This is a genomic window from Psychrobacter urativorans (assembly GCF_904846675.1).
Lineage (GTDB): Bacteria > Pseudomonadota > Gammaproteobacteria > Pseudomonadales > Moraxellaceae > Psychrobacter > Psychrobacter urativorans_B.
In genome coordinates, this window is the sequence record NZ_CAJHBT010000011.1 from 40,434 (window position 1) to 66,456 (window position 26,023).

General features: G+C 42.3%; 28 protein-coding genes and 1 tRNA gene. 11 read left to right on the plus strand and 18 right to left on the minus strand.

Annotation, left to right across the window (positions count from 1 at the left end; genetic code table 11):
- The first annotated feature begins 88 nt into the window (after window positions 1–88).
- Window positions 89–1,312: a TPM domain-containing protein gene (locus JMY06_RS06805; RefSeq protein WP_201617437.1), complete on the plus strand. Its 1,224-nt coding sequence runs from the start codon at window positions 89–91 to the stop codon at window positions 1,310–1,312.
- Window positions 1,313–1,439: 127 nt separating this feature from the next.
- Complete coding sequence (locus tag JMY06_RS06810; RefSeq protein ID WP_201617439.1) at window positions 1,440–1,970, plus strand: TPM domain-containing protein; 531 nt, start codon at window positions 1,440–1,442, stop codon at window positions 1,968–1,970.
- Here the strand turns inward: JMY06_RS06810 and JMY06_RS06815 are convergent.
- On the minus strand, window positions 1,962–2,777 hold the full coding sequence (locus JMY06_RS06815) for an NAD-dependent deacylase (protein WP_201617441.1): 816 nt from the start codon (window positions 2,775–2,777) through the stop codon (window positions 1,962–1,964). The genes JMY06_RS06810 and JMY06_RS06815 overlap by 9 nt on opposite strands.
- Before the next feature lie 35 nt (window positions 2,778–2,812).
- Here JMY06_RS06815 and JMY06_RS06820 point away from each other — a divergent pair, with 35 nt between their 5' ends.
- Window positions 2,813–3,181, plus strand: coding sequence for a hypothetical protein (locus JMY06_RS06820; RefSeq protein WP_201617443.1), 369 nt, complete (start codon window positions 2,813–2,815; stop codon window positions 3,179–3,181).
- A gap of 424 nt (window positions 3,182–3,605) precedes the next feature.
- Here JMY06_RS06820 and JMY06_RS06825 read toward each other — a convergent pair whose 3' ends face one another.
- The 9 genes from JMY06_RS06825 to JMY06_RS06865 form a co-directional block, all read right to left on the minus strand.
- Complete coding sequence (locus tag JMY06_RS06825; RefSeq protein WP_201617445.1) at window positions 3,606–4,406, minus strand: hypothetical protein; 801 nt, start codon at window positions 4,404–4,406, stop codon at window positions 3,606–3,608.
- 70 nt (window positions 4,407–4,476) lie between these two features.
- A complete protein-coding gene (locus JMY06_RS06830) occupies window positions 4,477–5,622 on the minus strand; it encodes a zonular occludens toxin domain-containing protein (protein WP_201617447.1) in 1,146 nt (381 codons plus the stop codon).
- A 62-nt stretch (window positions 5,623–5,684) separates the two neighbouring features.
- A complete protein-coding gene (locus tag JMY06_RS06835) occupies window positions 5,685–5,981 on the minus strand; it encodes a DUF2523 family protein (RefSeq protein ID WP_201617449.1) in 297 nt (98 codons plus the stop codon).
- A gap of 10 nt (window positions 5,982–5,991) precedes the next feature.
- Window positions 5,992–7,587 (minus strand): virulence factor TspB C-terminal domain-related protein, encoded by a 1,596-nt coding sequence (locus JMY06_RS06840; protein WP_201617451.1) that lies wholly within the window; start codon window positions 7,585–7,587, stop codon window positions 5,992–5,994.
- Window positions 7,588–7,727: 140 nt separating this feature from the next.
- Window positions 7,728–7,997, minus strand: coding sequence for a major capsid protein (locus JMY06_RS06845; protein ID WP_201617453.1), 270 nt, complete (start codon window positions 7,995–7,997; stop codon window positions 7,728–7,730).
- 11 nt (window positions 7,998–8,008) lie between these two features.
- The gene (locus tag JMY06_RS06850; protein WP_201617454.1) at window positions 8,009–8,203 is read right to left on the minus strand and encodes a hypothetical protein; all 195 of its coding nucleotides are present in this window, start codon (window positions 8,201–8,203) and stop codon (window positions 8,009–8,011) included.
- Window positions 8,204–8,304: 101 nt separating this feature from the next.
- Entirely contained in the window at window positions 8,305–8,619 is a 315-nt protein-coding gene (locus tag JMY06_RS06855; RefSeq protein WP_201617455.1) for a hypothetical protein, read from the minus strand.
- Window positions 8,594–9,856, minus strand: coding sequence for a replication initiation factor domain-containing protein (locus tag JMY06_RS06860; protein WP_201617469.1), 1,263 nt, complete (start codon window positions 9,854–9,856; stop codon window positions 8,594–8,596). Before JMY06_RS06860 ends, JMY06_RS06855 begins: the two co-directional genes overlap by 26 nt.
- Window positions 9,853–10,107: a hypothetical protein gene (locus JMY06_RS06865; protein WP_201617471.1), complete on the minus strand. Its 255-nt coding sequence runs from the start codon at window positions 10,105–10,107 to the stop codon at window positions 9,853–9,855. The genes JMY06_RS06860 and JMY06_RS06865 overlap by 4 nt, the downstream gene beginning before the upstream one ends.
- Before the next feature lie 510 nt (window positions 10,108–10,617).
- On the opposite strand from JMY06_RS06865, the gene JMY06_RS06870 reads away from it, so the two are divergent.
- Window positions 10,618–11,208 carry a DUF2726 domain-containing protein gene (locus tag JMY06_RS06870; RefSeq protein WP_201617473.1) on the plus strand — a complete coding sequence of 197 codons (591 nt, stop codon included), beginning with the start codon at window positions 10,618–10,620 and terminating at the stop codon, window positions 11,206–11,208.
- Between the two features lie 322 nt (window positions 11,209–11,530).
- On the opposite strand, the gene JMY06_RS06875 is transcribed toward JMY06_RS06870, so the two are convergent.
- Window positions 11,531–11,607 (minus strand) — tRNA-Arg (locus JMY06_RS06875).
- Between the two features lie 433 nt (window positions 11,608–12,040).
- Here JMY06_RS06875 and JMY06_RS06880 point away from each other — a divergent pair.
- From JMY06_RS06880 to queF, 4 genes are all read left to right on the plus strand, one after another.
- Entirely contained in the window at window positions 12,041–12,661 is a 621-nt protein-coding gene (locus JMY06_RS06880) for a c-type cytochrome (RefSeq protein WP_413786259.1), read from the plus strand.
- Between the two features lie 268 nt (window positions 12,662–12,929).
- Window positions 12,930–13,892: an ABC transporter ATP-binding protein gene (locus JMY06_RS06885; protein WP_201617475.1), complete on the plus strand. Its 963-nt coding sequence runs from the start codon at window positions 12,930–12,932 to the stop codon at window positions 13,890–13,892.
- A gap of 32 nt (window positions 13,893–13,924) precedes the next feature.
- A complete protein-coding gene (locus tag JMY06_RS06890; protein WP_201617535.1) occupies window positions 13,925–14,698 on the plus strand; it encodes an ABC transporter permease in 774 nt (257 codons plus the stop codon).
- A 98-nt stretch (window positions 14,699–14,796) separates the two neighbouring features.
- A complete protein-coding gene (gene queF / locus JMY06_RS06895; protein ID WP_201617477.1) occupies window positions 14,797–15,693 on the plus strand; it encodes an NADPH-dependent 7-cyano-7-deazaguanine reductase QueF in 897 nt (298 codons plus the stop codon).
- Between the two features lie 110 nt (window positions 15,694–15,803).
- On the opposite strand, the gene JMY06_RS06900 is transcribed toward queF, so the two are convergent.
- Window positions 15,804–17,519, minus strand: a complete 1,716-nt coding sequence (locus tag JMY06_RS06900) for a proline--tRNA ligase (RefSeq protein ID WP_201617479.1) — start codon at window positions 17,517–17,519, stop codon at window positions 15,804–15,806.
- Between the two features lie 516 nt (window positions 17,520–18,035).
- Here JMY06_RS06900 and JMY06_RS06905 point away from each other — a divergent pair.
- Together JMY06_RS06905 and JMY06_RS06910 are read left to right on the plus strand one after the other, a co-directional pair.
- A complete protein-coding gene (locus JMY06_RS06905) occupies window positions 18,036–18,755 on the plus strand; it encodes a DUF4230 domain-containing protein (RefSeq protein WP_201617481.1) in 720 nt (239 codons plus the stop codon).
- Between the two features lie 105 nt (window positions 18,756–18,860).
- Entirely contained in the window at window positions 18,861–19,007 is a 147-nt protein-coding gene (locus tag JMY06_RS06910; RefSeq protein ID WP_201617483.1) for a hypothetical protein, read from the plus strand.
- A 74-nt stretch (window positions 19,008–19,081) separates the two neighbouring features.
- On the opposite strand, the gene JMY06_RS06915 is transcribed toward JMY06_RS06910, so the two are convergent.
- The 5 genes from JMY06_RS06915 to JMY06_RS06935 form a co-directional block, all read right to left on the minus strand.
- Complete coding sequence (locus tag JMY06_RS06915) at window positions 19,082–19,744, minus strand: hypothetical protein (protein ID WP_227672223.1); 663 nt, start codon at window positions 19,742–19,744, stop codon at window positions 19,082–19,084.
- A gap of 86 nt (window positions 19,745–19,830) precedes the next feature.
- Window positions 19,831–22,059 carry a tRNA (5-methylaminomethyl-2-thiouridine)(34)-methyltransferase MnmD gene (gene mnmD / locus JMY06_RS06920; RefSeq protein WP_201617485.1) on the minus strand — a complete coding sequence of 743 codons (2,229 nt, stop codon included), beginning with the start codon at window positions 22,057–22,059 and terminating at the stop codon, window positions 19,831–19,833.
- A gap of 61 nt (window positions 22,060–22,120) precedes the next feature.
- Window positions 22,121–22,624 (minus strand): hypothetical protein, encoded by a 504-nt coding sequence (locus JMY06_RS06925; RefSeq protein WP_320157854.1) that lies wholly within the window; start codon window positions 22,622–22,624, stop codon window positions 22,121–22,123.
- Window positions 22,621–22,959 carry a YciI family protein gene (locus JMY06_RS06930; protein ID WP_201617487.1) on the minus strand — a complete coding sequence of 113 codons (339 nt, stop codon included), beginning with the start codon at window positions 22,957–22,959 and terminating at the stop codon, window positions 22,621–22,623. Before JMY06_RS06930 ends, JMY06_RS06925 begins: the two co-directional genes overlap by 4 nt.
- Before the next feature lie 65 nt (window positions 22,960–23,024).
- Window positions 23,025–23,576, minus strand: a complete 552-nt coding sequence (locus JMY06_RS06935; protein ID WP_201617489.1) for an inner membrane-spanning protein YciB — start codon at window positions 23,574–23,576, stop codon at window positions 23,025–23,027.
- A 214-nt stretch (window positions 23,577–23,790) separates the two neighbouring features.
- Between JMY06_RS06935 and JMY06_RS06940 the strand changes: the two genes are divergently transcribed.
- On the plus strand, window positions 23,791–24,660 hold the full coding sequence (locus JMY06_RS06940; protein ID WP_201617491.1) for a PHP domain-containing protein: 870 nt from the start codon (window positions 23,791–23,793) through the stop codon (window positions 24,658–24,660).
- Between the two features lie 90 nt (window positions 24,661–24,750).
- Here JMY06_RS06940 and truD read toward each other — a convergent pair whose 3' ends face one another.
- Entirely contained in the window at window positions 24,751–26,019 is a 1,269-nt protein-coding gene (gene truD / locus JMY06_RS06945; protein WP_201617493.1) for a tRNA pseudouridine(13) synthase TruD, read from the minus strand.
- Window positions 26,020–26,023 lie beyond the last annotated feature (4 nt).

Sequence of the window (26,023 nt, forward strand, 5' to 3'; positions counted from 1 at the left end):
GAAGGTGTCTTTCTACAGGAAGGTATTCCCCCATAAAAAGATATTTTCGTATATCAGCACGGATAGCACTTGAGGTGGTAAAAATCAGATGAATAATTCAAAAGCAATCGTATCAGCATTACTCTTCACGCTCAGCGCTACTAGCGTCACAGCGTTGTATGCCGCGCCGAATGACGTTGCTGTCGCTGATGCTGATGGTACCGCTGCTAATAGTACCGCTGCCAATAGTACTATTAATGGTCAAAATCGTAGCGTTGAGGATCTAGTCGCTCTTACAAAGGCAGGCGAAGCCAATGAAGCCATCAACGACGCAGTGCTGGGTAATGAAGCCATTAATGAGACGGTGCTTGGCAACGATGCCTTGAACACCAATACGGCTGCTGATGCTGATGGCGCTAACAGTTCCGGCGCACAGACTAAAACTAACTTACCACCAGTACAGTCGAGTGCCGCTGCCGTTGATGCAGATAAGCTTATACTTAACAATCCTGTGGTTGATGAAGCTAATATTTTAAACCCACAACAAAAACAACGTCTTGAAGCGCAATTAAAAAGTATCTACTCTCAAGGTCTGGCACAAGCCGCAGTGGTGATTGTACCCACGACCAATGGGGTGCCTATATTTGACTACTCTTTACAAACTGCTGAAAAATGGCAGTTAGGAGAGGCTGATACCGATGATGGTTTGCTAATATTAGTAGCCGTGAATGATAGAGATATGTATATACAATCAGGCTATGGTCTCGAAGGAGTCTTGCCTGATTCCGCCCTAAACCGTATTATCCGTGAAAACATTACCCCTTATTTTAAACCTGAGAATGGGAGCAAATATTTTGAGGGGATATCAAATGGTATTAATAGTATTGAAGAGCGCCTTAAAGCTGACCCTGAAGTATTGGCACGTGCTGATGCACAGGCCGCTGAGCGTAGCGCGCAGCAAGGCTCAGATGAAATTCCCTCACCGATATTCCTCTTTATTATGGCAATGATATTCGGCAGCTTCATCACCAATATATTTGGCCGAGTATTAGGTTCTATCTTGACCGCAGGCGGATTTTTTGCCGGCTCATTGGCCTTAGGTGGTGGCTTCTTTATGACTCTCATCATGGCCATATTCTTATGGATGTTCCTCATTTCGCGCGGTCGTGGCGGCGGTGGTCGTGGCGGGCGCGGCGGCGGTGGCGGTATGGTCTTTATGCCGGGCTTAGGTGGCGGAAGTGGCGGCGGCTTCGGCGGTGGTGGACTTGGTGGCGGCGGCTTCGGTGGCGGCGGTGGTGGCTTCGGTGGCGGCGGCGCGGGTGGTTCATGGTAGACTATTTATCAGACTAAACGGTTATAAAATAAAACTTCTATAACCATTGCAGATAAAACTAATGACAGCAATAATTTAACGCTCGCAAGCTAACCCGTGGCAATAGCATATTTGAGGAAATAATATAATGGCACAAAACAACTTACCTTCATCACAGGCGAGTTTTGCCCGCTGGTGGCGTCAAGTCTTGTTTGTCCCGATGCTGCATAGCAAATGGGTGACAGCAGAAGTCAAAGCGCACCTAACCGCAAAAGTTACTGAGTCGGAGCGTGGTCATCGCGGTGAGATATTTTTAGTGATAGAGAACCATTTGCCTATCCAAGCGGCGTATCATCTTACCTGCCGTGAGCGTGCGCTTGATTTATTCAGTGAGTACCGAGTGTGGGACACCGAAGAAAATACAGGCGTCTTAGTTTACGTGAATATCTGTGAACAAAGCTTAGACATTGTCGCTGATCGTGGTATCAGCGCTCACGTTAGCCCCACAGTATGGCGGGCGATGTGTGATAAAGCGATAGCCGGTATCGCCAACCAAAAGACAGAAGACAGCTTAGCTGATTTATTAGACGATATTGGCCAGTTATTAAGTCAGTACTATCGTCTTGAGAATGATCCAGCTGGCAACGAGCTATTGGATACGGTGGTCTTTCTAAAGTAGCTTTATTTGTTCTAGCAATAATGGCATGACGACTCCAGCCTTCGCAGCCAATATGATATCGACCACAGTATTGAGCGTAGGATTGGGATTTATCTCAATAATGGTTGCGCCATTTTGCTTCGCCAATTGTGCCAATCCTGTAGCAGGATAGACCAGACTTGAAGTACCAACACTGATGAATACGTCACAATCGGCCGCTGCCTGTTCTGCCGTTTGCCACGCGCTAGCCGGCAGCGACTCACCAAACCAAACGATGTCTGGGCGAATATAACCTTCACAATGAGGGCAAGCTATCAATTCATCATCGAACTCAATGGCATCTTTGCTACTGTTTAAGTGTGTTGATTCGTGATTAGTTGACTCATAATTATAAGACGCATCACATTGGCTACAACGATTACGCCACAGATAACCATGTAAATGAGTGACCGTACTGCCCGCTTGTTCATGTAAGTCATCAACATTTTGGGTGATTAAAGTCAGTTGTCTCTTAGATGATTCAGCATTTTTTTGCCATTCTGCAAGAGCCTGATGCGCAGGATTGGGCATTTTATCATGCACTAATTGCCGGCGCCATTGATACCATGACCATACCAGCTTCGGATCCCGAGCAAAAGCCGCAGGACTGGCCAAATCTTCAGCGCGGTACTGCTCCCACAGGCCGGTTTGCTTGTCGCGAAAAGTAGGAATACCACTTTCTGCTGAAACCCCAGCCCCTGTCAAAACACAAATACGCGGCGCCGCTTGCAATAATGTCGCTGCACGCTGCATTTGAATGACTATTTCTGGTGTTAATTCTGCTAACATGGCTTAACCCTTGCTGATAATGGATGCATAACCCTATGATAGACGGAATTTGGTGGCTTGTCATATTTCTAGCGGTGGTTGCCGGTCTGTGGTTACTGGCACATAGGCGCGGAGCTAAGAAAGATAGTAAAAATAGAAATAAAAAGACATCTGGCAAAAAGATACCGGTTAATGATGCCTTGCAAAAAACAGCGGTACTGCTCAAAAAAGACTTTAAAAATTATCGCGTGACCCGCAAGGGCAACCATTTACTCATCCTTAAGCAGGGTAAAAAACTCGCGATGATTACTATTGATAAAAAACTTGCCGTCGGTCAGCGCCGCTTAGGTGATGTACCCATTATTAATTACCACCGCCCTCCCAGCCGCGCACAATTAAGTGCGAATCTGCAAGAGGCTGAATAAGTGGAGTGAACAAGATAATTGGATAAGACGATTGAGCGGGGTATAAATCAAAGTGGATGACTCAGCAGTATACAATAGCTATCATTGTGCTATCTATCACCTACTTATTAAAATTAACTAATCCCAAAAATATGCAGCTTTGTTTATTTGTTAATAGTTTGATATGCCATTTTAGAATGTAGAGCAATTAATGACTACTATAAAAATTGACTATTATAAAAGAGCTAATTTTAATTGGTAGCTAAGGACTAGTATTACTGAAGGTCAGTTATTGGCTAAAGATTAGATGTTCGGTAAAGCAGAGGTAATACGAGGAGAGGCTAAAGCAAAGAAGTGGTGCGCTCGGCGGGAATCGAACCCACGACCCTCGGCTTCGGAGACCCACATAGCGCAATTATTAGTTACATATAATTACATAATTAACCTAATGAATAAACATTATAGGCGAGCAAATCAAAACATGGGATATAGGCAAGAAATCATTACAGTTAGGGCATAACAAAAGTTTCTTTATATCCATTAAATAAGCACATTTCTTACAAAAAGTAGTGGTATCTTTTAAAGAATAGTATCTCTCACTATCTTGTATGGATTCAAGAATTGCTTGCTTTCCATGACTCTCTCTAATGGATTTTTCATCGAATTTAACACAAGCTTTGCTCCAAATATCTTGCTTAATCTTAGATATTTCTCTTTTTTGTTCAGGAGTTAACTCTTTTCTGACTGCAGGCTCTTTGAATAAGTTGCCACAAGTCACCTTACGATTATAGCCAGTAATGGTTTTACATGATTTCGTCCCACTACACTTCCATGCCTGACTCCCTTTTAAAAACTTTATACTTGTAGACTCGCACTTAGGGCAACACTCTCTATCCCCAATAACTATATTGTTTAATTTCTTACTATTTTTCTTAAGACTATCAATATACTGATTTCTTAAATCAGCATTAGCAGCAATCTTAGCTGTCGTTAACTGATCAAAAATAATAGCAAGCTTTCTTGGCTGCCACAAGTGCTGCAATACCATTGGCACTGACTCAGCACTTATACCGCATTGAAGGCATGAATCCTTAATTAAAATAGCACGCTCTTGCCTCCATTCTTTATACTGCCAAGGCTTTTTCTTTTTAGTAGCTTCTTGCAAACATTCAAGCGCCTCACGCCATGATATCTCATCAGCTAATAGCTGCTGACGAACTTCTTTGATATATGTAGGTAATTCCATTTTAGTTATAACCCTCTTTTAAATAGCAAAAATATTAGGTTTTTCGTGGCAAATATTAGACAAACAAAGACTAAGTAGGATTTTGCGGAATTGGAATTGGATTAGCAATAACCTCATTAGAACCCCTGTTTTTTTCAGGATCATCATTCTCTTCGGTTGCACCAGTCTGATTGGTAATACGTTGACCATTTCTATTAGCTTTTGGCATAGAACCGACTGTTTCAGTATAACCCACGCACTCAATCTGAGATATATTAATGAACTCACCATGACCGTTATAAGCCTTACAGTTACCACGCATCATAACAACGCCTGAGACCCGCAAATCATCGTTATTCACAGTAGCTCTATAGTTATCGGGCAAACGTTCCTTGTATAGCTCTAAGGAGCGCGTAGCATCATAATTATTCTGTTGTAAAGTAACATCACCATTTGTCTGAGTAGTAGGGTTAGCCCTGTCACTAAAATCTTTTGCCGTATCAGCAACTTTAGAATTAACTTTAGCATTTACCGATTCTGTATCAAATTGGTCATGCCTAACTTTTTTTATCAAAAAGAACATACCTATGAAAATAGGGATAGCAAGAATAAGGGATAATATAGCTATGCGCTGCATTAACACCGCTTTTTTATTCTTTACCGTTTTTTGGTCATGCTTAACCCCTTCATCAACAGACTTATACAAGGGGAAAATAGTAGGATCAAGCTTGTGATCAAATTCTTCAATAATAGTCTTTTTAGGTGAGGAGTCATTCACACCAGCAGTAATAAAGCATTTTGTTTCTGTCCTAGAGCTATAAGGATTAGAAAAATGAAAATGAAACTTTATTAAAGACCGTAGCCCAGAGTGGACGAGCTTGGCATCTTGGGTCACAAAGATAACCAAGACGTTTTTATGCCTACGCATCGTTAAAGTTTCAACATCTATGTGACTATTAATCTTAGTCTTAGTATTATTAAAACGTTCTATCGTTCCAGCTTCATCATAAATAACAATACTATTTTTAGGCGCATCATCGACCCAAGAAAACTCAGGTTGGACGACATGAAATTGAGCATCAACTAAAGCAACACCATCAACGTTAGCCAAATATATCTCATACTCATTATCTGGCATGTCCAATATTTGCTTGATCTGACTCATAACAAAATGTGATTTACCAGAGCCTTCAAGACCTGTAATAAGAATACTAGAACGACCCAATATACTAGACATAATACTATTCACTAAATGATAATAAAAGAATAAATTTTTCCCAAAAATTTATTCTTTTATTATCATTTAGTGCCTATTTTTCTGAAAGATAACGAGCCTTTACTAAGCATGGCTTTTAACACGTAAGAACCTATAATAATAGACATGGCTTTATCCATTCCAGCAATGCCAAAAATACCAATCACGCCATAACCAATATCACCGGAAACATCTACTATCTTCGACACAAAGTAATTAATAACAACAAGACTTACACCAGCCGACGCAAGCCCAATGCCAGCACCCAATAAGACAGTTTTTAACCCTGTCTTAGAAAATCCACTAAATAACTTAGAAAATAAACCAATTAAACCACCCATGATTAACCCCTTATGACAGACCAGTACCAATAATAGAAAGACCTTTAATATATGCAAATAATAAGATTAATGGCTTCATCATTGAAGCAAACTGACAAAATATATGCATGGGAAAAAATATTTTTACGTCCATAAATTCTAAAGGGACATCGGGAGGACATTCAGCAGGCATCGAGATATACATACGTTCTAAAATGCCTTCATGCATGGTTTCTGACGGTTCTTCTATGTCTATCATTCCGCTTCCTTCGGGTGGTTCTTCAGGCTCAGTTTTTACCCATTCTGTAAACTCACAGACAACACTAGCCCAAGTACAAAAGGCAGGAAGTGCAAAAGGTACAGCATCAGGCTTGGCAGCAGCAGCATCATCAGCCGCTTCTTTGGCTTTATCAGCAGCTTTAGTAGCAGCGTCAGATTTCGCTTGAGCATCAGCTAGAGCTTTTTCAGCCGCTTTAATCTTGGCAGCATCACCAGTAATTACAGCAACATCAAGCGCACCCTGAGCATCAGCTACGCCTTTTGTACCAGCCTTTGCAGCATCTTTTGCAGCTTTAGCAGAATCTTTAGCAGCTTTAGCAGACTCACCAAGCGCAGAATCAGCGACTTCTCTGGCATCAGCAGCAGATTTAGCAGCTTCGGCAGCAGCAGCAATAGCAGCATCTTTAATTGCTTGGTCAACACTAGAGCTTATCAAGTCTTTGGCTTCATCAGCAGCACGCCTAGCATCATCAGCAGCATCTTTAGCAGCATCAACGGCAGCACCAGCAGCACGAGCAGCAGATTCGGCAGCATCTCTAGCAGCATCAGCAGCAGCGCCAACTTCGCCACCAATCACACCAGCGCCAACGTCACCATCTTGACCGATAGGAACAGCAGGAATGACAGGCTTAGGATCATTAATAGGAATAGCACCAGACATTAAATCACGGTCAAAATCACCAGCCACAACAGACTCGACAGCAGCAGCTTTCAAAATATCTTTAGCTTTAGCATCACCAGCCATGCCATCACTAACAACAGCACTGGCAGCACTTTCGACTATAGAACTAGGCAAGTAATCAATAGGAACTACTTTTTCCTTGGCATCTTCGGCAGCTCTTATAGTCACTCTGTCAACTGTATCAGTCTTCCTAGGCTGGCCGTTATAAGAAAGATAGACACAAGCAGCTTGAGTACCCGAAGAATTAAATTCGAGATATTCAACCTTATATGGAGTACCAGAAAATCTAATAGCACAAGCTTCTTCGGGACTTTCTGCCCTAATATTAGCTCTGGGATATGTCCAATAATACTCGCCCTCAACCGCAGGTACTTTTAACTTAACGGTATTATTAGCGGGGTCCATAACATGATCAACAGCAGCAGAGATAAGCGCATAAGCTAAAAACGCACTATTACCCTTTTTAACTAAAATCTTACCAACACGACCAACATTAGGCGCGACATTAACAGCAGACTTATAACCACTATTAGTGGCAGATACAACGACACGAGCACCACGACTGACGGCATTGGTAACTTTCCAAGACGAAACAGCAGCATAAGAGCTAGTAACACTTGAAAATATTAGAAATATAGATAAAAATAAATAAATAATTTTACGCATTTTATAACCTGCTAAATAAGTCACGGATAGCCATACAAGATATGACGATAAATATTATATATAAGCCATCTTGAGCAGTCATAAAAAACCCCATCATAATGCGCTAACACCATGACAGGGCGTAACGCTAACTAATTAAATTAGAACGCGCTTTTAACATACTTGAACGATTTGACAGTCAATGCCAACGATAACGTAGCAAGACCTACAGAAGTAACAGCAGCAACGACGACACCAATCATAACTAGTACGCTTGCAATGTCCAAATCAAACTCAGCAGCATTAGCAGCACTGGCGAAAACCATTGCAGCGACAGCAGTAACAGGAGGTAAGTAACGCATCATTAAGATGCCTACTGGTGGATTGATTGCTTCTTCGATTACTTGTACTTCATTTTGGTTTTCTAGCATTGTAATATTCCTTAAATGACACGCCGAATAGCAACAAAAGCATATACGACGATATTAATGATAAACGCAAACATTATTATTTGCGCTGCTAACTCAGGCGTAATGAAGTTACCTGTTTGAACTTGTTGCCAAGCGTCACATAATGCCGGATTATCTGTATTTAATTTAATACAAAGATATTTAGCATCGAATACTTCACTTGGCATAATTGATTACTTATCTTTTTTAGGAATTATTAGCCAAACGACTAAGACAACAATCGCAGCAAAAACAAATGTGTACATAAACAAATTATAAGGATTCATGGTTAAGCCTTAACTGGTTGCACAGCAGGTTGCTTGAATTTTAATGACTTTAAGACTAAGACCATCTTTTTCCCTTTTTTAACCATTTCAACTTGGCAATCAGCAACGACAGGATTAGTAAAATCAATGTCTTTAAACTCTGATATATCAGTCGATGTTTTATATTTGAATATTTCAGCACCGCGACCTATACCGCCTTGTGTTTCGTCCAATGCGACCAAAGCAGAGACATTAACGCAATCTTCTATATAGTCATCAATCTGGAATTTAGACGGTACTGCGCCAGTAATTTCAAGCTGCATTGGTATGATTTGCATTATAAACCTCTCTATTTTCTGAAAATAAAACGTTGCCTAGTAATGCCTGTTGTATAGCAAACGCATAGGGTAAATGTAGACGTACAGGTACATCATCTGGATCATCACTTTTAATCATTTCAATTATTTCTTCTGGACTCATAAAAGTACTGTAAAAACTAAAATATTTGCCAGCCTGGGTCTTTAGCCAGTCAAAACTATGCTGTAATGTAATTTGTGCACTCTTTTGGATAATTTCTAACTTATTAATACGTTCATAATCAAATAGGTCAGCAAATACAGGGTAAGCACCCATAAAATAAGAACTTGGATCTAAGAGCACATCAAAGGGTATAACACGGTCATTGGCTTTGAACTCAACTTCTGCGCGCACCCAGCGCGAATACTTACCATCTTTATCGCCTGACTTTTTGCCCTTCTCATAAAACCGTGTGAACTTGCCAGACTCGCGAACCCCTAAATTAAGCGTTAAACCTTTATTATTAGGATCGCCATGCTTCCAATTACCTAACTGACCCACATCGTGACGAGCACCGCCACAGTGAAATAATTGGTCAGTTTCCATCTGGTCTAAAACGTGTATATCTAAATAATCGCCGTTTAAGTCATCATGTGCCAAGTCAATACGCGAGATTTTAGGTTTTTTTGCGATAGTCGTTAGAAACTCATGCATGTATTTTTCCCAGCCTACTGGAGCAAGGGAGCAGCCAGTACCGTTAAGCATTATTAGGACACTATCACGTTGACCACCTATACATATTTTTCCGTAGTTTTCCCCAAAATCAAAAGAATACTTATAAAAATTAGCACCATTCTGGCGTTGGTTAATTACACCGTACTTTTTACCAAAAATCTTAGTTAGCATCTCTGACATTTCAGCAACCGCAGCCTGACAAAGTGCCATATACTCATCATCATCTTCATTAGTACGTCTGAACTTTTCACCCAACGTTGCGACGTCAAAGGTCACGTTTAGCCAGTCGATCATTGCAACCTGTCCATTAATAGGCTGACGGATAGTTTGAACCTTTGGCTTACGACCGCTAATTACTATTGTTTCTGTAGTCGATAATGCTTCGCCGCGTACCTTCTGACGTTCCGCAATCCATTGAGCCTTCGCACGCGGGCAACGTTCCAAATTAACCCTCATGTTATTAATGAGGGTATCAACTTTCTTCCCTGCTAAATCTTTGAACTCTGACGGCTTGACTGTGGGGTAATCATTTTGAATACTCATTTGTTATCTTCCTCATACCCAACATTTTGCGCATTTTCAGTATCTAAAATATTGAAATACACGTTAATTGATGTGTTCGAATAACTAGCAAATACCGCAGCGTTAGACAATACACTTAAAGCCATAACACTATCGGTTACAGGATTACCATCAGACATTATTTCACTAGCCCTATCGAATATAAGCCGAGCAGCCAAATCAAGCGCAGTTTGCTCATACTCTCTATCTGTCATAAACGTATGTATAGCCATAAAGAGCACCTGATTAGCCTAATTACAAGCTTTGATAGATTGGGAAATTAACGACATTGTTTGTCGCTTGTGGGTCAGTCATTAATCATTAATAACAAAAGTGACGTTATCAATGATTAATAACTCGACCGTAAAAATCACGGTGAAGTTACTAATTTAATTTAAAATCTTGTGAAAACCATGCATAAGGCGAAAGCGCCACCAGATAGAGAAATAAATATAGTTAGAAATACAATAATAAAATCAATCATTAGCAATTACTTTACTATGCGCTGGATAGTTGCGCCTGGGTGCGCGTAGCAACTTTAGAGCGCTATGTATGGCTGTAGACGCAAAATAAATAGCTAAAATAGTAAGAAATAACAACAGAGCTATAGCAGGCTTTTGAGCTTGTAACTCACTAATAAGCTGCTCAGATAGTAAGATATGCATTTCAAAGAATGGCTGATAATTCATGGCAACTACTCCAAAATAAATCATAAATCATAAATAAAACATAAAGGTCAAAATATGAGCTTCTTAATTATCTTATTGATATTCGTAGCCATTGCAGGCTTCGTAATATTTGCAATGAACAGTCCAAGCAAACCAAGTAAAACGATTGAACCAAGTAAAACGATTGAATCAAGTAAAACGATTGAACCAAGTAAAACGATTGAACCAAGTAAAACGATTGAATCAAGTAAAACGATTGAATCAAGTAAAACGATTGAATCAAGTAAAACGATTGAATCAAAAAAGAATTATCAAACTCCAATAAAATCCAGCTATTTAATAACCAATCATGAAAAGATGATGTTCAATGAATTAAAACAAGCAGTCCCCGAATGTCATATATTCGTTCAAGTCGCATTGGGTGGAATACTATGGACAAGCAGCTATGCAACTCGAAACAGATTTAGCCAAAAAATTGCCGATTTTGTAATTGCCGACCAAAACTTTCAAATACTGGCAGTTATCGAACTGGACGATAAAAGCCACATAGGTAAAGAAGATAAAGACGCAGAACGTGACGCAATGGTTAGAGAAGCAGGATATAAAGCGCTTCGTTATCCAGTTATTCCACAAGTAGATCAGTTACGTTCAGACATACTTTCTTAATTTTAATAGTGTAATATGAGATTAATTCGAATATCTGGAACTCCGAAAAATGTAATTTATAACAATTTTCGGAACTAAGCAAGCATAGGAGAACACCATGAAACTAGAAATGCTCATAGCAAGGGCTAAATATTATGAAAAGTCACAGAAAATTATGGCTGAAAAGATGGAAGTACAAGAAAGCAGATTTAGCGACTGGAAGAGAGGAAGGACGAAACCATCACCCTTTGAAATCTACCGAATGGCAGAAATGGCAAGGCTTGAGCCTGAAAAGACGTTTTATGATGTGATGACAGAAATAGACAAAGACAATGCAGATTATTGGTGCGCTCGGCGGGAATCGAACCCACGACCCTCGGCTTCGGAGACCGATACTCTATCCAACTGAGCTACGAGCGCATAATACGACTGTTTAAGAAGTAGGACTGCATAAAAGTATAACGGTTTAAAGTGATTACGATTGAGCGCATTCGCGTTTAGTGACCGTCGTTTTAAGTATTATTAATAAGTAGTATTAATAAACAGTGTCGAAAAATAAAGACCGCTTAGTCTAACAAATAAATGCCCAAAAGCCAATGCGCGAAGCTGGCGATTGAAGTTTTTTAAGAAAAAACAAGATAGTCAGTAAACAGGCATGGCAATCTGACCGTCTTTTCCCTTATAATGATAAGGAGAATGACCATTGATGATCACCGATTACAATTGTGCCCGCTAATTTGAAGCCTGTTTGCCATTGATGACGATGTTATTAAATGAGGACAAGCAGCGCATTCACGTTGAGCCAGCCCCTTGTATACGCAATAAGAGAACGTGACGAATGAGAAAAGTAGTTATGTTATCGGCAGCTGCCCTTCTAGGAATCGCTAGTATCGCAGTGAGCCAAGCTGAAGATATCCCAGACACTCCTGTAACCATCTCTGATGTAGCAGAAGGTAAGGACGCTGTAGCAGATGTCCCTGAAGTGCTTGGTGACGAGACGCAGGCCGCCGCCGATACAACCGATGCCGACGACGCTCCGGCTGAAGACGCCGCGCCAGTCGTAGCCGCAGCTGACGAAGAGCCTATTCCAGAAGATACGCCACAAGTGCAAAAGTTAATCGCATTGTACCCTAACCTTATTGCGCGTATTCAGCCAGTGGGTCGTGTGTGCTTTGAAGAAGGTGAGATCTGCGATGTAACTGCGCGCTCTTCTGGTCCGTCGGCTGGTGATGGCCCCCGTGATGGTGCTGCAGTATATAATGCGGTATGTCATACTTGTCATGCAGCAGGCCTGCTCGGTGCACCGATTTTAGGTGATGCTGGCTCTTGGGCACCGCATATTGCTAAGGGTACGGATACCTTATATACCCATGCTATCAACGGTTTCAATGCCATGCCTGCTAAAGGTGGTGCTGATATCCCTGATGAAGAAGTACAGAACGCTGTTGATTACATGGTTGGTGAAGCCAGCTAATTTATCAGCTTGTTGTTTTGGTTGGTAATGTTTGCCGCACAGTTTATTAACTAAGCTTGCAAAGCGCCTATTTCATCTATTGAGATAGGCGCTTTTTTGTGATTGATGATTGGTTATACTCATATCGAGCTTATAGCAGAGCACAGTTGAAATCCATCAGTATTAGCCTCACATTAGAGCATAACGACTTTTGTCATATCAATTATGTTCTATAAACTAACTATGCTCCATACATCAACGCTCCATACATCAACAACACGAGGTATTCATGTCTGAAGTACCAGCGCTTTCTATTAAGCATTTATCCAAAACTTATGCTAATGGCTTTTCGGCATTAAAAGATGTCAGCTTAACGGTGCCCCAAGGTGGTTTTTTTGCATTACTTGGGCCGAACGGTGCCGGCAAGTCAACGATGATTGGCATTATCAGCTCGCTATTTCAACCCACGTCGGGCAGTGTGCATATTTTTGGTGCCGACCTGTTAGCCAATCCTTCAGTTGCCAAGCAGTATTTAGGCGTGGTACCGCAAGAGTTTAACTTTAACCAGTTTGAAAAAGTGGAAGATATTCTCGTTACGCAAGCGGGTTACTTCGGTATATCTGCTAAAGAATCAAAACCACGTGCCGAGCGCTTGCTAAAAGCATTGGGTCTGTGGGATAAACGCGGGAGTATGTCAAGGGAGCTATCAGGTGGCATGAAGCGACGCTTGATGATTGCGCGGGCGCTGATTCATAAGCCTAAGCTATTGATTCTTGATGAGCCCACTGCGGGGGTCGATATTGAGCTGCGCCGCTCAATGTGGGAATTCATGCAGCAAATTAACATCGAAGAAAATACCACTATTATTCTCACCACTCATTATCTTGAGGAAGCAGAACAGCTGTGTAAGCGCATTGCGATTTTGGATCATGGCGAGATTCGTATCAATACTGAAATGAAAGACTTGCTGGCCCAGTTGTCCGTTGAAACTTTTGTCTTGGATTTGACCCAGCCACTCACGCAGCCTTTAGTCATTGATAAGGTAACAGAGATTTCTCAGCCTGATGAGTTGACGGTGGAGGTGACGCTGAGTGAAGGCGAGTCGCTCAACTGTGTCTTTGAGCAGCTTACCAAGCTTGATATCGAGGTGGCCAGTATGCGTAACAAATCCAACCGCCTAGAGGAGCTGTTTATGAGTCTAGTAGACAAAAACGTTCAGAATGAGGACAGTATGAAGGAGGTAGGGCTATGAGACAGCAGATAGTTATAGATCCTAATGAGAAGATGTCTTGGGACAAAAAGTGGATTGCATTTCGCACTATATTAGTAAAAGAGATTCGTCGAATTCTTCGGATTTGGCCACAAACCCTGTTGCCACCGGTCATTACGATGGCTTTATACTTTGTCATCTTTGGTAAGATGATTGGCTCGCGGGTGGGCGAGATGGGCGGCGTACCGTACATGCAATTTATCGTTCCTGGTCTCATTATGATGGCAGTGATTACCAATAGTTATTCTAATGTGGTCTCGAGCTTTTTTAGTGCTAAATTTACCGCCAGTATTGAAGAGCTGTTAGTGTCTCCAGTCTCCAAGCACGCCATATTAATGGGTTACATCGGTGGCGGTATTTTTCGTGGTTTAATTATTGCCCTCATTGTCTCTATCGTCGCGTTATTCTTTACTAAGCTTGGTATTGAGCATCTGTTTGTTACTGTATTTACGGTGCTTGGAACGTCTATTCTGTTCTCGCTTGGCGGCTTTATCAATGCGGCATATGCACGCTCATTCGATGACATCACTATTATTCCAAGCTTTGTACTGACACCGCTGACCTTTCTTGGTGGGGTGTTTTATTCGATGGAAAACTTATCAACATTTTGGTACAACATCTCACTCCTGAATCCTATCGTCTATATGGTCAACGCATTCCGTTACGGTATTCTCGGTTATTCTGATGTCAACGTTTGGTATTCGATGCTAGCCATTTTTATATTTTGTGTGGTGTTCTATATTCTCTCTTATCGCCTACTGAGTAACGGCTCCCGTATTCGTTTGTAGATAAAAATTAAGCTCAATAAAAGTCATAGACAATAAATTTAGTAATAAATGAACACTGATAATCAACAATAGGTATCTGATTTTATGAGGAAACATAAATGAGTATTCACGGTATTTTAGGCGAGAAAACCACTGATTATCCAACCCAGTATAGTCCAGAAGCGTTATATCCCATAGCGCGGAGTATTGGGCGCGATGTGATTGACTGGCAGGACGATAAGCTGCAAGTTGGGGTAGATTGGTGGCATGCGTTTGAGATGTCGTGGCTCAATCCGAAAGGTATCTCGCAAGTGGCAATGGCGCGTTTTAGTATTCCGGCAAACTCGCCTTTTATCGTTGAATCCAAATCGTTGAAGTTGTATTTAAATAGTATTAACTTTACTGAGTTCAGTAGTTGGCAAGAAGTACAAACGCTGATTGCTAAAGACTTATCAGCTTGCGTACAAGCGGACGTAAAAGTCGAGTTAATTAGTCTAAATGATAGCGAGTCAAGGCTGTTGATTACGCAGCCTGATGGCGTCTGTATTGATAATGCATTAGCGGGTAGCCCGGATAAAGTGGCGTTAACTGTCCATCCGGACGTCTTGCTGCTTGCCGCATCTACGATAGAAACGAGCACTGCTACAACGGAAGAGTTGAGTACTGCTGAAATGGATAGCAAAGAAGGGCAATCCTATACTTTTTATTCTAATCTACTGCGCAGTAATTGTCCGGTGACCAATCAGCCAGATTGGGGTACTTTAGCGGTTACTATGACCAGTACTCAAACAGTTGATAATGCCAATATGCTGCGTTATATCCTAAGCTTTCGGCAGCACAATGGTTTTCATGAGCAATGCGTTGAGCAGATATTTGCTGACTTGAGCCGGTATTATCAGCCAAGCGCATTAATGGTGCGGGCATGGTATACGCGTCGTGGTGGTATTGATATCAACCCTTGCCGAGTCAGTGATTTAAGTCTGCTACCTGAACCAAGTCGTTTGATTCGCCAGTGAGTATTAGCATCCATAAAATGGACTGGTTTCAACGAAGTAAGGTTATGGCCACAAAAAAGCGCCCATAAATAGGGCGCTTTTTTGTGGCTAGGATTTTCTTTTTAAACTTATTAGCCATTAACCTTTGCCAGTACTTCTTCACGGCTTAACATTAGCTTTTCATCAGCACGGCGATTGACGTATTCGTACTTGTCTTCGGCAAGGTTGCGATCAGAGACCACGATACGATGAGGAATACCAATCAATTCAAGATCAGCAAACTTCACCCCTGGGCGCTCATTGCGATCATCGAGTAAGACGTTGATACCCAGTGCTTTTAGCTCATCATAAAGGGCAGTTGCCGTTTGCATGACGGTCTCTTCTTTGGATTTCATTGGTACGATAGCCACTTCGAATGGTGCCAGTGAATCACTAACGTCTGGCGTTGGCGGCCAAATAATGCCATTTTCATCATAATTTTGCTCGATAGCAGCGGCAATAATACGACTAACGCCAACACCGTAACAGCCCATCAATAAGGTAACTGGCTTACCGTCTTCGCCTGAAACTTTGCAGTTCATCGCTTGAGAGTACTTATCACCCAGCTGGAAGATATGGCCGACTTCGATACCGCGTTTGATTTGTAGCGAGCCTTTACCATCTGGGGACGGATCGCCCTCTTGAACATTACGGACATCGACAATGCGGGTGATTCGAGTATCACGCGCCCAGTTCATACCAGTGGTATGTTTATTGATCTCATTAGCGCCGCAGACAAAGTCAGACAATGCTGCTGCTGAACGATCAACAAAGACTGGCATATCTAAGTCAACACCAATGTAGCCTTTATGCAGACCCGCCGCTCTTAGCTCCTCATCTGATGCCATGGTAAGTGGAACGTTGGCTTCTTCTATTTTTTCAGCTTTAATAGTGTTGAGTTTGTGATCACCACGTAGGACAATAGCAATCAGCTGCGGCTTCTCGTCTTCCGTATGACCATGTACAATAAGCGTTTTAACAGTGGTTGATAGTGGAATATTCAAGTGTTCAGCAACCATTTTACAGGTTGTCATATCTTCTGTTAAGACGTTTTCGCGCGGTTTTTGTGGTGGTTGACGCTCAGCGGTACTGACCGATTCGGCAAGCTCAACGTTCGCGGCATAATCAGAAGAATCTGAGAAGGCAATATCATCTTCACCACTATCAGCTAAAACATGAAACTCATGCGAGGCAAAGCCACCAATCGAGCCGGTATCTGCTTGTACGGCACGGAAGTTCAGACCTAAGCGCGTAAATATGCGCGTGTAGGCGTCATACATCTCGTGATAAGTCTTGGCTAATGATGCTTGATCCACATGAAATGAATACGCATCTTTCATGGTAAATTCACGCGCGCGCATCACCCCAAAACGGGGACGAATCTCATCACGGAATTTACCTTGAATCTGAAAGAAGGTAATCGGCAACTGCTTATAACTGCGCAGCTCGCCTTGTGCTAAGTTAGTAATGACTTCTTCATGCGTCGGCCCTAACACAAAGTCGCGGTCATGGCGGTCTTTAAAACGCAGAAGCTCGGGACCATAATCATCAAAGCGACCGGTTATCTGCCAGAGCTCAGCAGGCTGGGTCATGGGCATCAGCACTTCTTGCGCGCCGACATTTTGCATCTCTTCGCGAACAATACGTTCGACCTTCTGCAAGACGCGCAGCCCCATAGGCAACCAAATATATAATCCAGAAGCGATTTTACGAATAAGACCGGCACGCACCATTAATTGGCTTGAGGCAATATCGGCGTCACTTGGGGTCTCTTTTAGCGTGGCAAACAAAAACTGACTGGCTTTCATAAATAAAGAATAACCTTATCAACGATAAAATAAAAATAAATAAGAAGTAGGGCGCTGAGCATTTGGCTGATAGCCGCTGCCAGCTTGCCTTTATAGCTACTGTTTATCTATAACTACAACAACAATGGGCAAAAATTTTATAGAGGTGTAAATAGCCAACATACTTAATGCTCTGCCAGCCTGAAATAACAATCTAATATATAGATATATGTCGATATTTTATCGATACCATCGGACTATGTTAGGTAAACTTCGGCTAAGACGCAATGACTTTTTTGTTTTCAGCTCGAACAAGGCATAAACCGTTAAAGAGGACAGAGAATCGTACCGTTATTGGATGGTTTTTAGCGCGACATACTATAGATAATGATTCCTTTTATAAGCGTGTTTATAAGCAATTGTGTAGAAAAGTAGTAGTTATTACTTGAAGTTACTGCAATAAGTAGTAGTTATAGGATTTATTTATTTTTTTGCCATATTTATAATTATTAACGCTAACACTTTAAGGTATCTTAAATGACCAATCCTGATAAACAGCCTAAAAAACAACCGAGTACAATGATGTGGTGGCTAACGGTAATTCTGATTGTGGTGATATTCGCAATGATTTTTTATATTGGTCAAAATCGCCCAGCAGAAGAGCCAATTGAGATTATTACCCGCGAAGGCGTGGTCACACAAATACAACAGCTCAATCGCCTGCAGACGGTCGCTTTCAGTGTCGATACGGTCATTACCAGTCAACGTCAAGGCAGTTGGACGAAGCTGTGGCAGGATGAACAAAAAGGCTTGTTTATTGTTCGTGGTCGCGTAGAGGCCGGTATTGATCTAAGCGTGCTAACGCCTGAAATGGTACAAATAGTTCAGCCCATCGAGCAGCTAGCTGATAATGATGTACAAGGTATTGATGCCAATGTACCGGTATCCATTATGCCGCAGATTAATATAACCTTACCGCCCTCAGAGATATTTTCGGTTTATTTGGATGATATTGAGATATATGATTGGCAGACGGGCGTTTTTGGCATGATGCAAGTTGATCCTGAAGTATTAAAACAGGCACAAAGCATGGCTAAAAAAGAAGTGTTGGAGCGCGCCTGTCGCGGCGATGTGATGAATATGGCGCTACAAAATGCCCAAAATCAGCTGCAGCAGCTATTTTCTTTGACAGGTGCTGTGGTCACAGTCACGACCCAAGGTGCGGGACCGTGCCAATTGCCTTCAGTAACGGCATAGCCAAAACTAAAACCAAAAGTGTTCTATTAGTATGAATGGCGTAACCAAGGGCTTGATAGATACCATGTTAAGTGGCGCTATGATTTAGAATTCACCGCTGCAGATATGGCGCGGCATTCCTTAAGTTCTGCTACTATGCCGAGTAGCACAGCGACTCCAGAAGCAGCCAATCAAATTGACAACCAGCCCACAGCTGCCAACCAAGCAAAACGTGGTTTATTATCACGATTACGACAAAAATTAGGCCTTTAATATCATTTTAGGATGATAAAAAGTAGTAGAAATAAAAGACCAGCAAAGTTTTTTAGCCTCACTATAGCCCAGTATTAGGGTCGAGTAACGACCTCAGCCTCAGCGCTGACAGCATCAAAACTGGTGACTTTATTATTTTGCATCAGATCTATTGAATTACCCCCACCGTGACTGACCAGCTCGATATTACCATCGGTTGAGCGATAGGTAGGATTATTGCCTTGTCCTTCTGGGGCACTTAAGGTCATTTTTTTGTTATTAGACAAGGTGACGATAGCATTGAGTACGCCTGTTGCTGAGGTTTCAAAGACAACTGTTAACGTTTCACCTGCAGCGTTGCGATAGCGTACATCAGTAACTTGCACCCCTTTTATTGCCTGTTCTGGGCTAGGAGTCGTGGTTTCAGCATTGGGGGTTACGCCTTCAGCGCCGATATTGTTTTCGAAATCAGCGAGATTACCCTCACGTTCGGTCTCTACTGTACTATCTTGTACATTGATTACTTCGACTTCTGTGGTTTCATTATTACCATCACTAGTGTTAGTAGTGATCGGCGTACTCTGTATATCAGTTTCGACTTGAGCGTCTGTCTCAGGCTCTGGCGTCTTTTGGCAGGCACTAACCATGACTGAAGTACCAATCACAGCACTGATGGCGACAGCACGGTGAACCATGTTACCTTTAATAATGGCGCTAGCAAATTTGCGAATAGGAATTGAAGGCAGATGATAAGACATAAGACCAGCTCCTTAGCTGATATAGTAGATAGTAAAATATTTAATAGCAAAATATTCAGCTGCTTTATTAAGTGATAATAATCAGTCTAACCTAAAGCCTTCTGCAAACGCGCTCGATTCGGTGATATTTTTGCTAACATAGCGGTAGATAAAGGCGGGAAGGCCCCTAACATCATGTCCGCTACTATCTCAGCACATATCGGTGCCAAGGCATAACCTTTTGCGCCCATTGCCGATAGCGTCCACAAGCGTTTGCTTTGCGCTAATAGACCAACTAGTGGATGATAATCAATCGTTTGTGTGCGAATACCGGCGCGCGCTTGCCATAAGCTGGTATCGGTTGGAATAATATTATCCAGCTCAGGGATATCACGAATCAACTTATCGCGGTTCTGCTGGTTTTCATCACTGCGGATAGAAATATTCTTGTCACCATCTACAAAGCTTGCGCCAAGTAAAAACTGCGGCTGATCTTCTAGCATATTATTCAAATTAGCATCACCGGTTTGTGCGATAAAAGGTGCACAATAACCGCTATATTTAAGCGGCAGTTTGGGCAAATCAGCCTGTTGCTCAGCTGTGGGAGTAAACCAAGACAGTTGCCCACGAATGGTGCGGCAAGCAACAATACGGCTATCCAGTTGGTGGCCCTCATAAGCCGCACAAATGACGACGCTATCCGCTTCGATAGTGACAGTACTATCGCTCTCATCTTCATTATCACTATAACTGCTACTTATGATGCCAATGTTTGTCTCTGTCTCATTTATCTGCGTAACTTCCAAGCGTCGAAAAGTAATCAGCGGATGCTTAAGTATTGCATTTTTTAATGCTTGGGGATTGACTAAGCCTGATTGCGGTAAATATAAGTTTTCGGTTAAATCTAAGGCTACTAAACCAGTAATATCTTCAGCTTGTGTAACTGGTAGAGTAATGGCCATTTCATCCGGATAGTCTGTAATTTCTTTTATACTGACATTGGACTTTACCAATAGGTCAACCGCTCCAGTGGGCTCAAGTATGGGCGGGGTATTGTTGATAGCCGCTTGCTCATTCAAATAGCGATAAAATCTACTGCTATAAAGATAACCGATAGTATGCAAATGGTCATCGGCATGATGAATCGGCGTCATTTTTGGTGCGAGTAAGGCACGAGGGTTGCCTGACGCGCCTGAAAGCGGTGCAGTTTTGTCCAATAACGTCACTTTAACACCACGGTTCGCAAGCGCCCAAGCAGTCATCAATCCCGAGACCCCAGCCCCAATGACCACGACGTGAGTGGGCTTGGCTGATAATATTTGCTCATCTTTAGACTTATCAGCGTTGCTCGAAACGGATGATCTATTTGAGTTACTATTATCAAAGCTATTTTCTCTATCAAAGCTATGCTTTTTATTAGAGCCAGCTCTCTTATCACGGCTAGCCCATTTGTCACTAATATCAGCCGACACTACGTTATCAATCATGACTGCCGTTAGCATTTCACGCTTACGCCCAAACCCTGGCACCTTTTTAATCTCAAAGCCACTATCTTGCAGCGCACGTTTGACGATACCGGCACAGCTATAGGTAGCTGCAGTAGTGCCTAAACTTGATAGGCGCTGTATCTGTGCAAAGATAGCATCCGCCCACAAGGACTCATTGCAAGAGGGTGCAAAACCATCTAAGAACCAAGCGTCAATATGAGGGGCTGGTTGACTAGATGCAGTTGTGTCCAACTTCGCTAAACTATCAGCAGCATCACCAAGCCAAATATCAACGGTCAAATTATCCTTGATAAAATCTAGGCGATGACAGCCAGTGATAAGGGGAGGATAAGCAGCTAACAGCTGCTCAATCAGTTCGGCCAATTCAGGAGCCCGTTGTCCCCATAAGGTCAGTATCTGGGTCAAATCTTCGAGTGGAATGGGATGTTTTTCGGTGGTAATGAGATGTAGACGAGACGTTGCTAACTCTGGATTTGCCGTGCGCAGTTGCCGCCAAAGTTGCCACAATGCCAGCAAATTAAGTCCCGTACCAAAGCCCAATTCAGCGACAGTAAAGCATTGCTGTGGGGCTAAATTTGCTAAGCGTTCTGGTAGCTGGTTGCAGTTAAGAAAAACATGACGCGACTCTGCTAAACCGTCTGCATGAGAAAAATACACATCGCCAAACTCTCCTGATACCGGAACCTGATTGCCCGTATCATCGCTTTGCCAGTCAATTTTGGCAGGCTTAACGATGTTCGAATACTTAGTACTATTTGAGTTTGATTGGTGAGCTGGCTGGCTGGAAGCGATATCAGTATTAATAGGTGCAGAAGAGGATTTAGACATAGAATTTCACGCAAGATAAATAAGAATGATTGGTACAGTACTATAAATATAGTGTTTTAACTTACCAGCGTTCATGGCGTAAAAACAACACCAGCCATGAAATAAAAGCACCGATTAATAAGCTGATCAGTACTGTAAAAACACCGTATAAAAACAACTGACCTTTGCTTTCATATATCAACACATTAACTTGCGTTTGCAAATCATTCACTTGTCTTTGCAACTGCGCATTATGGCTGAGGAGCTGTTGATTGGCAGTGGAGAGTGCTTGATTTGACGGTTTTCGCTGCGCAGATAGACTGTTGTTATTAACGGGCATTGTAGCTTCTATAGCTGTCTCACCATCTTTCTGGCTATTTGTATTGCTATTACTATCTTCTGCTACCAAGGGCGCTGTTGCTGAATCAGTAGCTGTTACCGTTGGTGCTGCTTGCGCACTTACTGTAGCAGCGAGGATTATCATGACTAAGCTGAAGCGACCACTTCGATGTGTCAATAAAGCGGCTAACTTTGACGGCATAGGTAGCTTATGTAAATTATGAGATAGATGTATTACTTTACTCACGATGCTGTCATTTTATCAGTGGGCGCGGGCAGGACATGGATAAATGGCTTAATATCGACATGACTATATACTCCATCACGCAGATAAGGCTCAGCGCTGGCCCATGCTTGCGCCGCCTCTAGCGATTTAAAATTAGCAATGACAATACTCCCTGACATTTCTATCACAGCATCTGTCATAGCGCCTTGTCCATGCTCAATAGGCGTGGGCCCCGCGATAAGTAAACGCTTCTCACTATCCAACACTTGCAGGCGCGCTAAATGCTCCGCACGGGTAATCTTTCGCTGTGCGCTGCTATGAGCAACGTCATGACCGATAATGGCAAATAAAGGCATTAGACTATCCTTGATAGACGATATTATTGATTGGTTTTATTTATATTAACAGCTATGAGTCATTCTCATTTGGCTGTTTTATCAGTTAATGCTGGGTTTAAATGATTTTTTAATAGCGCAAATTGGGCAATCACAAACACTAACATAATTGGAATCCAGCCATAAGTCTTAAAGTTAATCCACGCCTCATCAGACATAGTAAATGCCGTGATATAATGGAGTATACCCATCATCGCAAAGAACAGCGCCCAAGCGACGGTTAATTTTTTCCAGCCACCCATTGATAGCGCAAATACATCTTTCATTGCCAATCTCATAAGCGGTTTGTTAAGAGCGACGCTCACGAGTAGTGTTAAGGCAAAAACACCATTGATAATCGGTGACTTCCAACGCAAGTAAATGTCGTCACGCAGAAGTAATGTACCGCCACAGAATACGATGGTTAATAATAGTACCACCCATTGCTGTTTATCAAACTTACCTTTTTGACGCACAAAATGGATGGCATAAATGATTATGGTCGCAATCAATAGCGCCCCTGCGGCCGCTAAAATACCGTTGGTACGGGCAGCAATAAAAAAAGCAATCAGGGGAATGAAATCTAATAAGGCTTTCATGTTAGGTGGGATGTCCATCAAAAATGTTTGGGGTAGTTTACACGTCTGCCGCGCTAAAAAACAGCAGACAAACGACAATCGGCTGCCTCTATTTATCCTATATTCAATATTTATTACACTTAGTATTGGCTCCATTTAATATATATCACGCTCATATTTACCCCATCTAATTTATCAAACTGTTCTAATTTATCAAACTATTAAGGCCACCATTATGAAAATTGACTTACATTGTCACAGTACCTGCTCCGATGGTACCTATGCACCGACAGAAGTGGTCCAGCGCGCGCATTCGGCGGGTGTTGGGATATTAGCATTGACTGACCATGATACTTTAAAGGGTATCGATGAGGCAGCCGCTGCGGCTAAGATATGTGGTATGCAGCTGATTAATGGGGTGGAGATTAGTTGTGAACACACCCTTAATGGCGGTTATGGCAAAAATAAATCGACTAATAAAATCATTCATGTGCTGGGACTTAATTTTACTGACCGGCAAAAAATGCATGAAGCTTTGCAACAGCTGCAAGACAGTCGCGCTACGCGTGGTCAGCGTATTACCGAAAAACTTAGTGAGCTATTAACGCTTGATTATAATGAGTTATGGCAAGAAATTTGTACCAAGGCTGGTAATAATCCGCAAGCCGTTGGGCGCGCGCATATTGGGCAAGTATTATATGAGCGTGGATTGGTCAAAACGGTACAGAAAGCTTTTGATAAGTACTTAGCGGACAATAAACCTGCTTATGTAGCGATTGAGGCGCTGAGTATGGTAGAAGGTATTGAGCTGATTCACGCTTGTGGTGGTAAGGCCGTCTTAGCGCATCCGACGCGTTATCAGCTATCTGCTACTAGAATCCGCAAACTCATCGAAGAATTTGCCCAGCTCGGCGGTGATGGTTGTGAGCTACCGGCTAATAGTGAGCCACTTAGCACCCGTAGAATGGTGGATCGTAGTGTTGCTGAACACGGATTGACTGTTTCGATAGGCAGCGACTTTCATGGTAGCAATATGCCGTGGCGGCGCATTGGCGATGTACCGAACTTGAATCCTGAACAGCAGGGGGTTTGGCTTGATTTCTAAGAGTTTCCTCATTTAGCGTTTTTGTTATTTAGATATTTTATCATTTAACAACGACGCTAATTAAAAAAATCGCTTCACTCAAAAATCGCTTCACTTACAAGGTATTGGCTGTGCTGATTGCATTTGTAAGTTTTGCACCAAACTCGCCAATACACTGGTCGCAAAGCTACCGGTTGGCAAACTAAAACGCAATACCAGCGTCTGCTCATTGAGCCAGTCCCACGTCATCTCCTCGATAGGCAATCGTAATGCCCGTCGCTGTGCCTTGATATCGCGCTGCTCTAGGCCCGTTGCCAGCTGAGTTAATAACGGGCTTTGATGTACCATGTCAATCTCAAGTTTGGCTGCTGCGCCGCTTATTTTGTCATTATCAATACCCCATAACACGCCTGTTGGATGAATATCGCCTTCAGCAAGTCGAGCGCGTAAAGTGTCGTCGATCTGCTCACTGGCAAATATTGACCCTGAGCCTTCTAAATTAAATACTTCACCTGCCAGACCTTGGTTCCAACTGCCATCACGTACCCGCGCTGCCAGAATCTCATTAAAAATCAGACTGCGAGCGGCAGAAAGTGCCATGGTGTTTTGCTCTCGCGGTGCCCGTTTGCGCTTACCATTATCTTTATCTTTAATTCTCTGCGGGGGACGCGAAAATAATCTAAGTGCTTCTTTGATATTATTACCACCATGGCCAAAGCGCTGCGGGCCAAAGTAATTGGGCACGCCATTTTGGCTCATATGCTGCAAATGTTGTTCTAAAAGCTGCTGTTGCTCAGCTAATAAGCTGTCAGTATCAGACTCAAACTTGATATCTCGTAAAGTAATAATAAATTGATTGGCTCGGTGCGCACCGCGATTCAGTTTTTTATTATGCCAATGCTGGGCAAGTATCTGTACGCTTTCATTATCGCCAAGGTCTGTGGGCGCAAAATCAGTGGGCGGTAATTGCTTTTTAGGTATGCGCAGACTAAACCATTGCGTCGTCAGCGCATGTCTATCCTTGAGTCCTGAATAACCAACATCACGCAGTGGAATATCTGCCCATTCAGATAATAATTTAGCAAGAAAAGCAGTATTCATGCCCATTTTTTGTATATGCAGCCATAAATGCTCCCCTTCGCCAGTAAAGGTGTTAAGCAGTATTTCATTGACAATAAAGTCTTCTGCGTAGGACTTGTAAATAGCTTGTGTTAAAGGTGGTAGCGTCGGTTGCGGCAATTGCGAAGTGTCAGTCAGCGCGGCAAAATAAAAGCTTGAGTTATCGGATAATTCTTTAGCAAGTGGCTCTTTAGTAAGTGACGCTTTATCAATTAATGGTTGGGAAGTAGGGGCAGCAGTATCAGTCTCTTGAAAGGGCATAAAA

Excerpts from the sequence above, each read along its gene's own strand:
- JMY06_RS06850 (WP_201617454.1), bottom strand. The coding sequence starts at position 8,203 with ATGCCAAGTGAAGTATTCGATGCTAAATATCTTTGTATTAAATTAAAT.
- JMY06_RS06805 (WP_201617437.1), top strand. The coding sequence starts at position 89 with ATGAATAATTCAAAAGCAATCGTATCAGCATTACTCTTCACGCTCAGC.
- JMY06_RS06865 (WP_201617471.1), bottom strand. The coding sequence starts at position 10,107 with ATGGCTATACATACGTTTATGACAGATAGAGAGTATGAGCAAACTGCG.
- JMY06_RS06885 (WP_201617475.1), top strand. The coding sequence starts at position 12,930 with ATGTCTGAAGTACCAGCGCTTTCTATTAAGCATTTATCCAAAACTTAT.
- truD (WP_201617493.1), bottom strand. The coding sequence starts at position 26,019 with ATGCCCTTTCAAGAGACTGATACTGCTGCCCCTACTTCCCAACCATTA.
- JMY06_RS06900 (WP_201617479.1), bottom strand. The coding sequence starts at position 17,519 with ATGAAAGCCAGTCAGTTTTTGTTTGCCACGCTAAAAGAGACCCCAAGT.
- queF (WP_201617477.1), top strand. The coding sequence starts at position 14,797 with ATGAGTATTCACGGTATTTTAGGCGAGAAAACCACTGATTATCCAACC.
- JMY06_RS06870 (WP_201617473.1), top strand. The coding sequence starts at position 10,618 with ATGAGCTTCTTAATTATCTTATTGATATTCGTAGCCATTGCAGGCTTC.
- JMY06_RS06905 (WP_201617481.1), top strand. The coding sequence starts at position 18,036 with ATGACCAATCCTGATAAACAGCCTAAAAAACAACCGAGTACAATGATG.
- JMY06_RS06890 (WP_201617535.1), top strand. The coding sequence starts at position 13,925 with ATGTCTTGGGACAAAAAGTGGATTGCATTTCGCACTATATTAGTAAAA.
- JMY06_RS06840 (WP_201617451.1), bottom strand. The coding sequence starts at position 7,587 with ATGCGTAAAATTATTTATTTATTTTTATCTATATTTCTAATATTTTCA.
- mnmD (WP_201617485.1), bottom strand. The coding sequence starts at position 22,059 with ATGTCTAAATCCTCTTCTGCACCTATTAATACTGATATCGCTTCCAGC.
- JMY06_RS06915 (WP_227672223.1), bottom strand. The coding sequence starts at position 19,744 with ATGTCTTATCATCTGCCTTCAATTCCTATTCGCAAATTTGCTAGCGCC.
- JMY06_RS06825 (WP_201617445.1), bottom strand. The coding sequence starts at position 4,406 with ATGGAATTACCTACATATATCAAAGAAGTTCGTCAGCAGCTATTAGCT.
- JMY06_RS06930 (WP_201617487.1), bottom strand. The coding sequence starts at position 22,959 with ATGCCTTTATTTGCCATTATCGGTCATGACGTTGCTCATAGCAGCGCA.
- JMY06_RS06855 (WP_201617455.1), bottom strand. The coding sequence starts at position 8,619 with ATGCAAATCATACCAATGCAGCTTGAAATTACTGGCGCAGTACCGTCT.
- JMY06_RS06820 (WP_201617443.1), top strand. The coding sequence starts at position 2,813 with ATGATAGACGGAATTTGGTGGCTTGTCATATTTCTAGCGGTGGTTGCC.
- JMY06_RS06815 (WP_201617441.1), bottom strand. The coding sequence starts at position 2,777 with ATGTTAGCAGAATTAACACCAGAAATAGTCATTCAAATGCAGCGTGCA.
- JMY06_RS06830 (WP_201617447.1), bottom strand. The coding sequence starts at position 5,622 with ATGTCTAGTATATTGGGTCGTTCTAGTATTCTTATTACAGGTCTTGAA.
- JMY06_RS06810 (WP_201617439.1), top strand. The coding sequence starts at position 1,440 with ATGGCACAAAACAACTTACCTTCATCACAGGCGAGTTTTGCCCGCTGG.
- JMY06_RS06880 (WP_413786259.1), top strand. The coding sequence starts at position 12,041 with ATGTTATCGGCAGCTGCCCTTCTAGGAATCGCTAGTATCGCAGTGAGC.
- JMY06_RS06845 (WP_201617453.1), bottom strand. The coding sequence starts at position 7,997 with ATGCTAGAAAACCAAAATGAAGTACAAGTAATCGAAGAAGCAATCAAT.
- JMY06_RS06835 (WP_201617449.1), bottom strand. The coding sequence starts at position 5,981 with ATGGGTGGTTTAATTGGTTTATTTTCTAAGTTATTTAGTGGATTTTCT.
- JMY06_RS06910 (WP_201617483.1), top strand. The coding sequence starts at position 18,861 with ATGGCGCGGCATTCCTTAAGTTCTGCTACTATGCCGAGTAGCACAGCG.
- JMY06_RS06860 (WP_201617469.1), bottom strand. The coding sequence starts at position 9,856 with ATGAGTATTCAAAATGATTACCCCACAGTCAAGCCGTCAGAGTTCAAA.
- JMY06_RS06940 (WP_201617491.1), top strand. The coding sequence starts at position 23,791 with ATGAAAATTGACTTACATTGTCACAGTACCTGCTCCGATGGTACCTAT.
- JMY06_RS06935 (WP_201617489.1), bottom strand. The coding sequence starts at position 23,576 with ATGAAAGCCTTATTAGATTTCATTCCCCTGATTGCTTTTTTTATTGCT.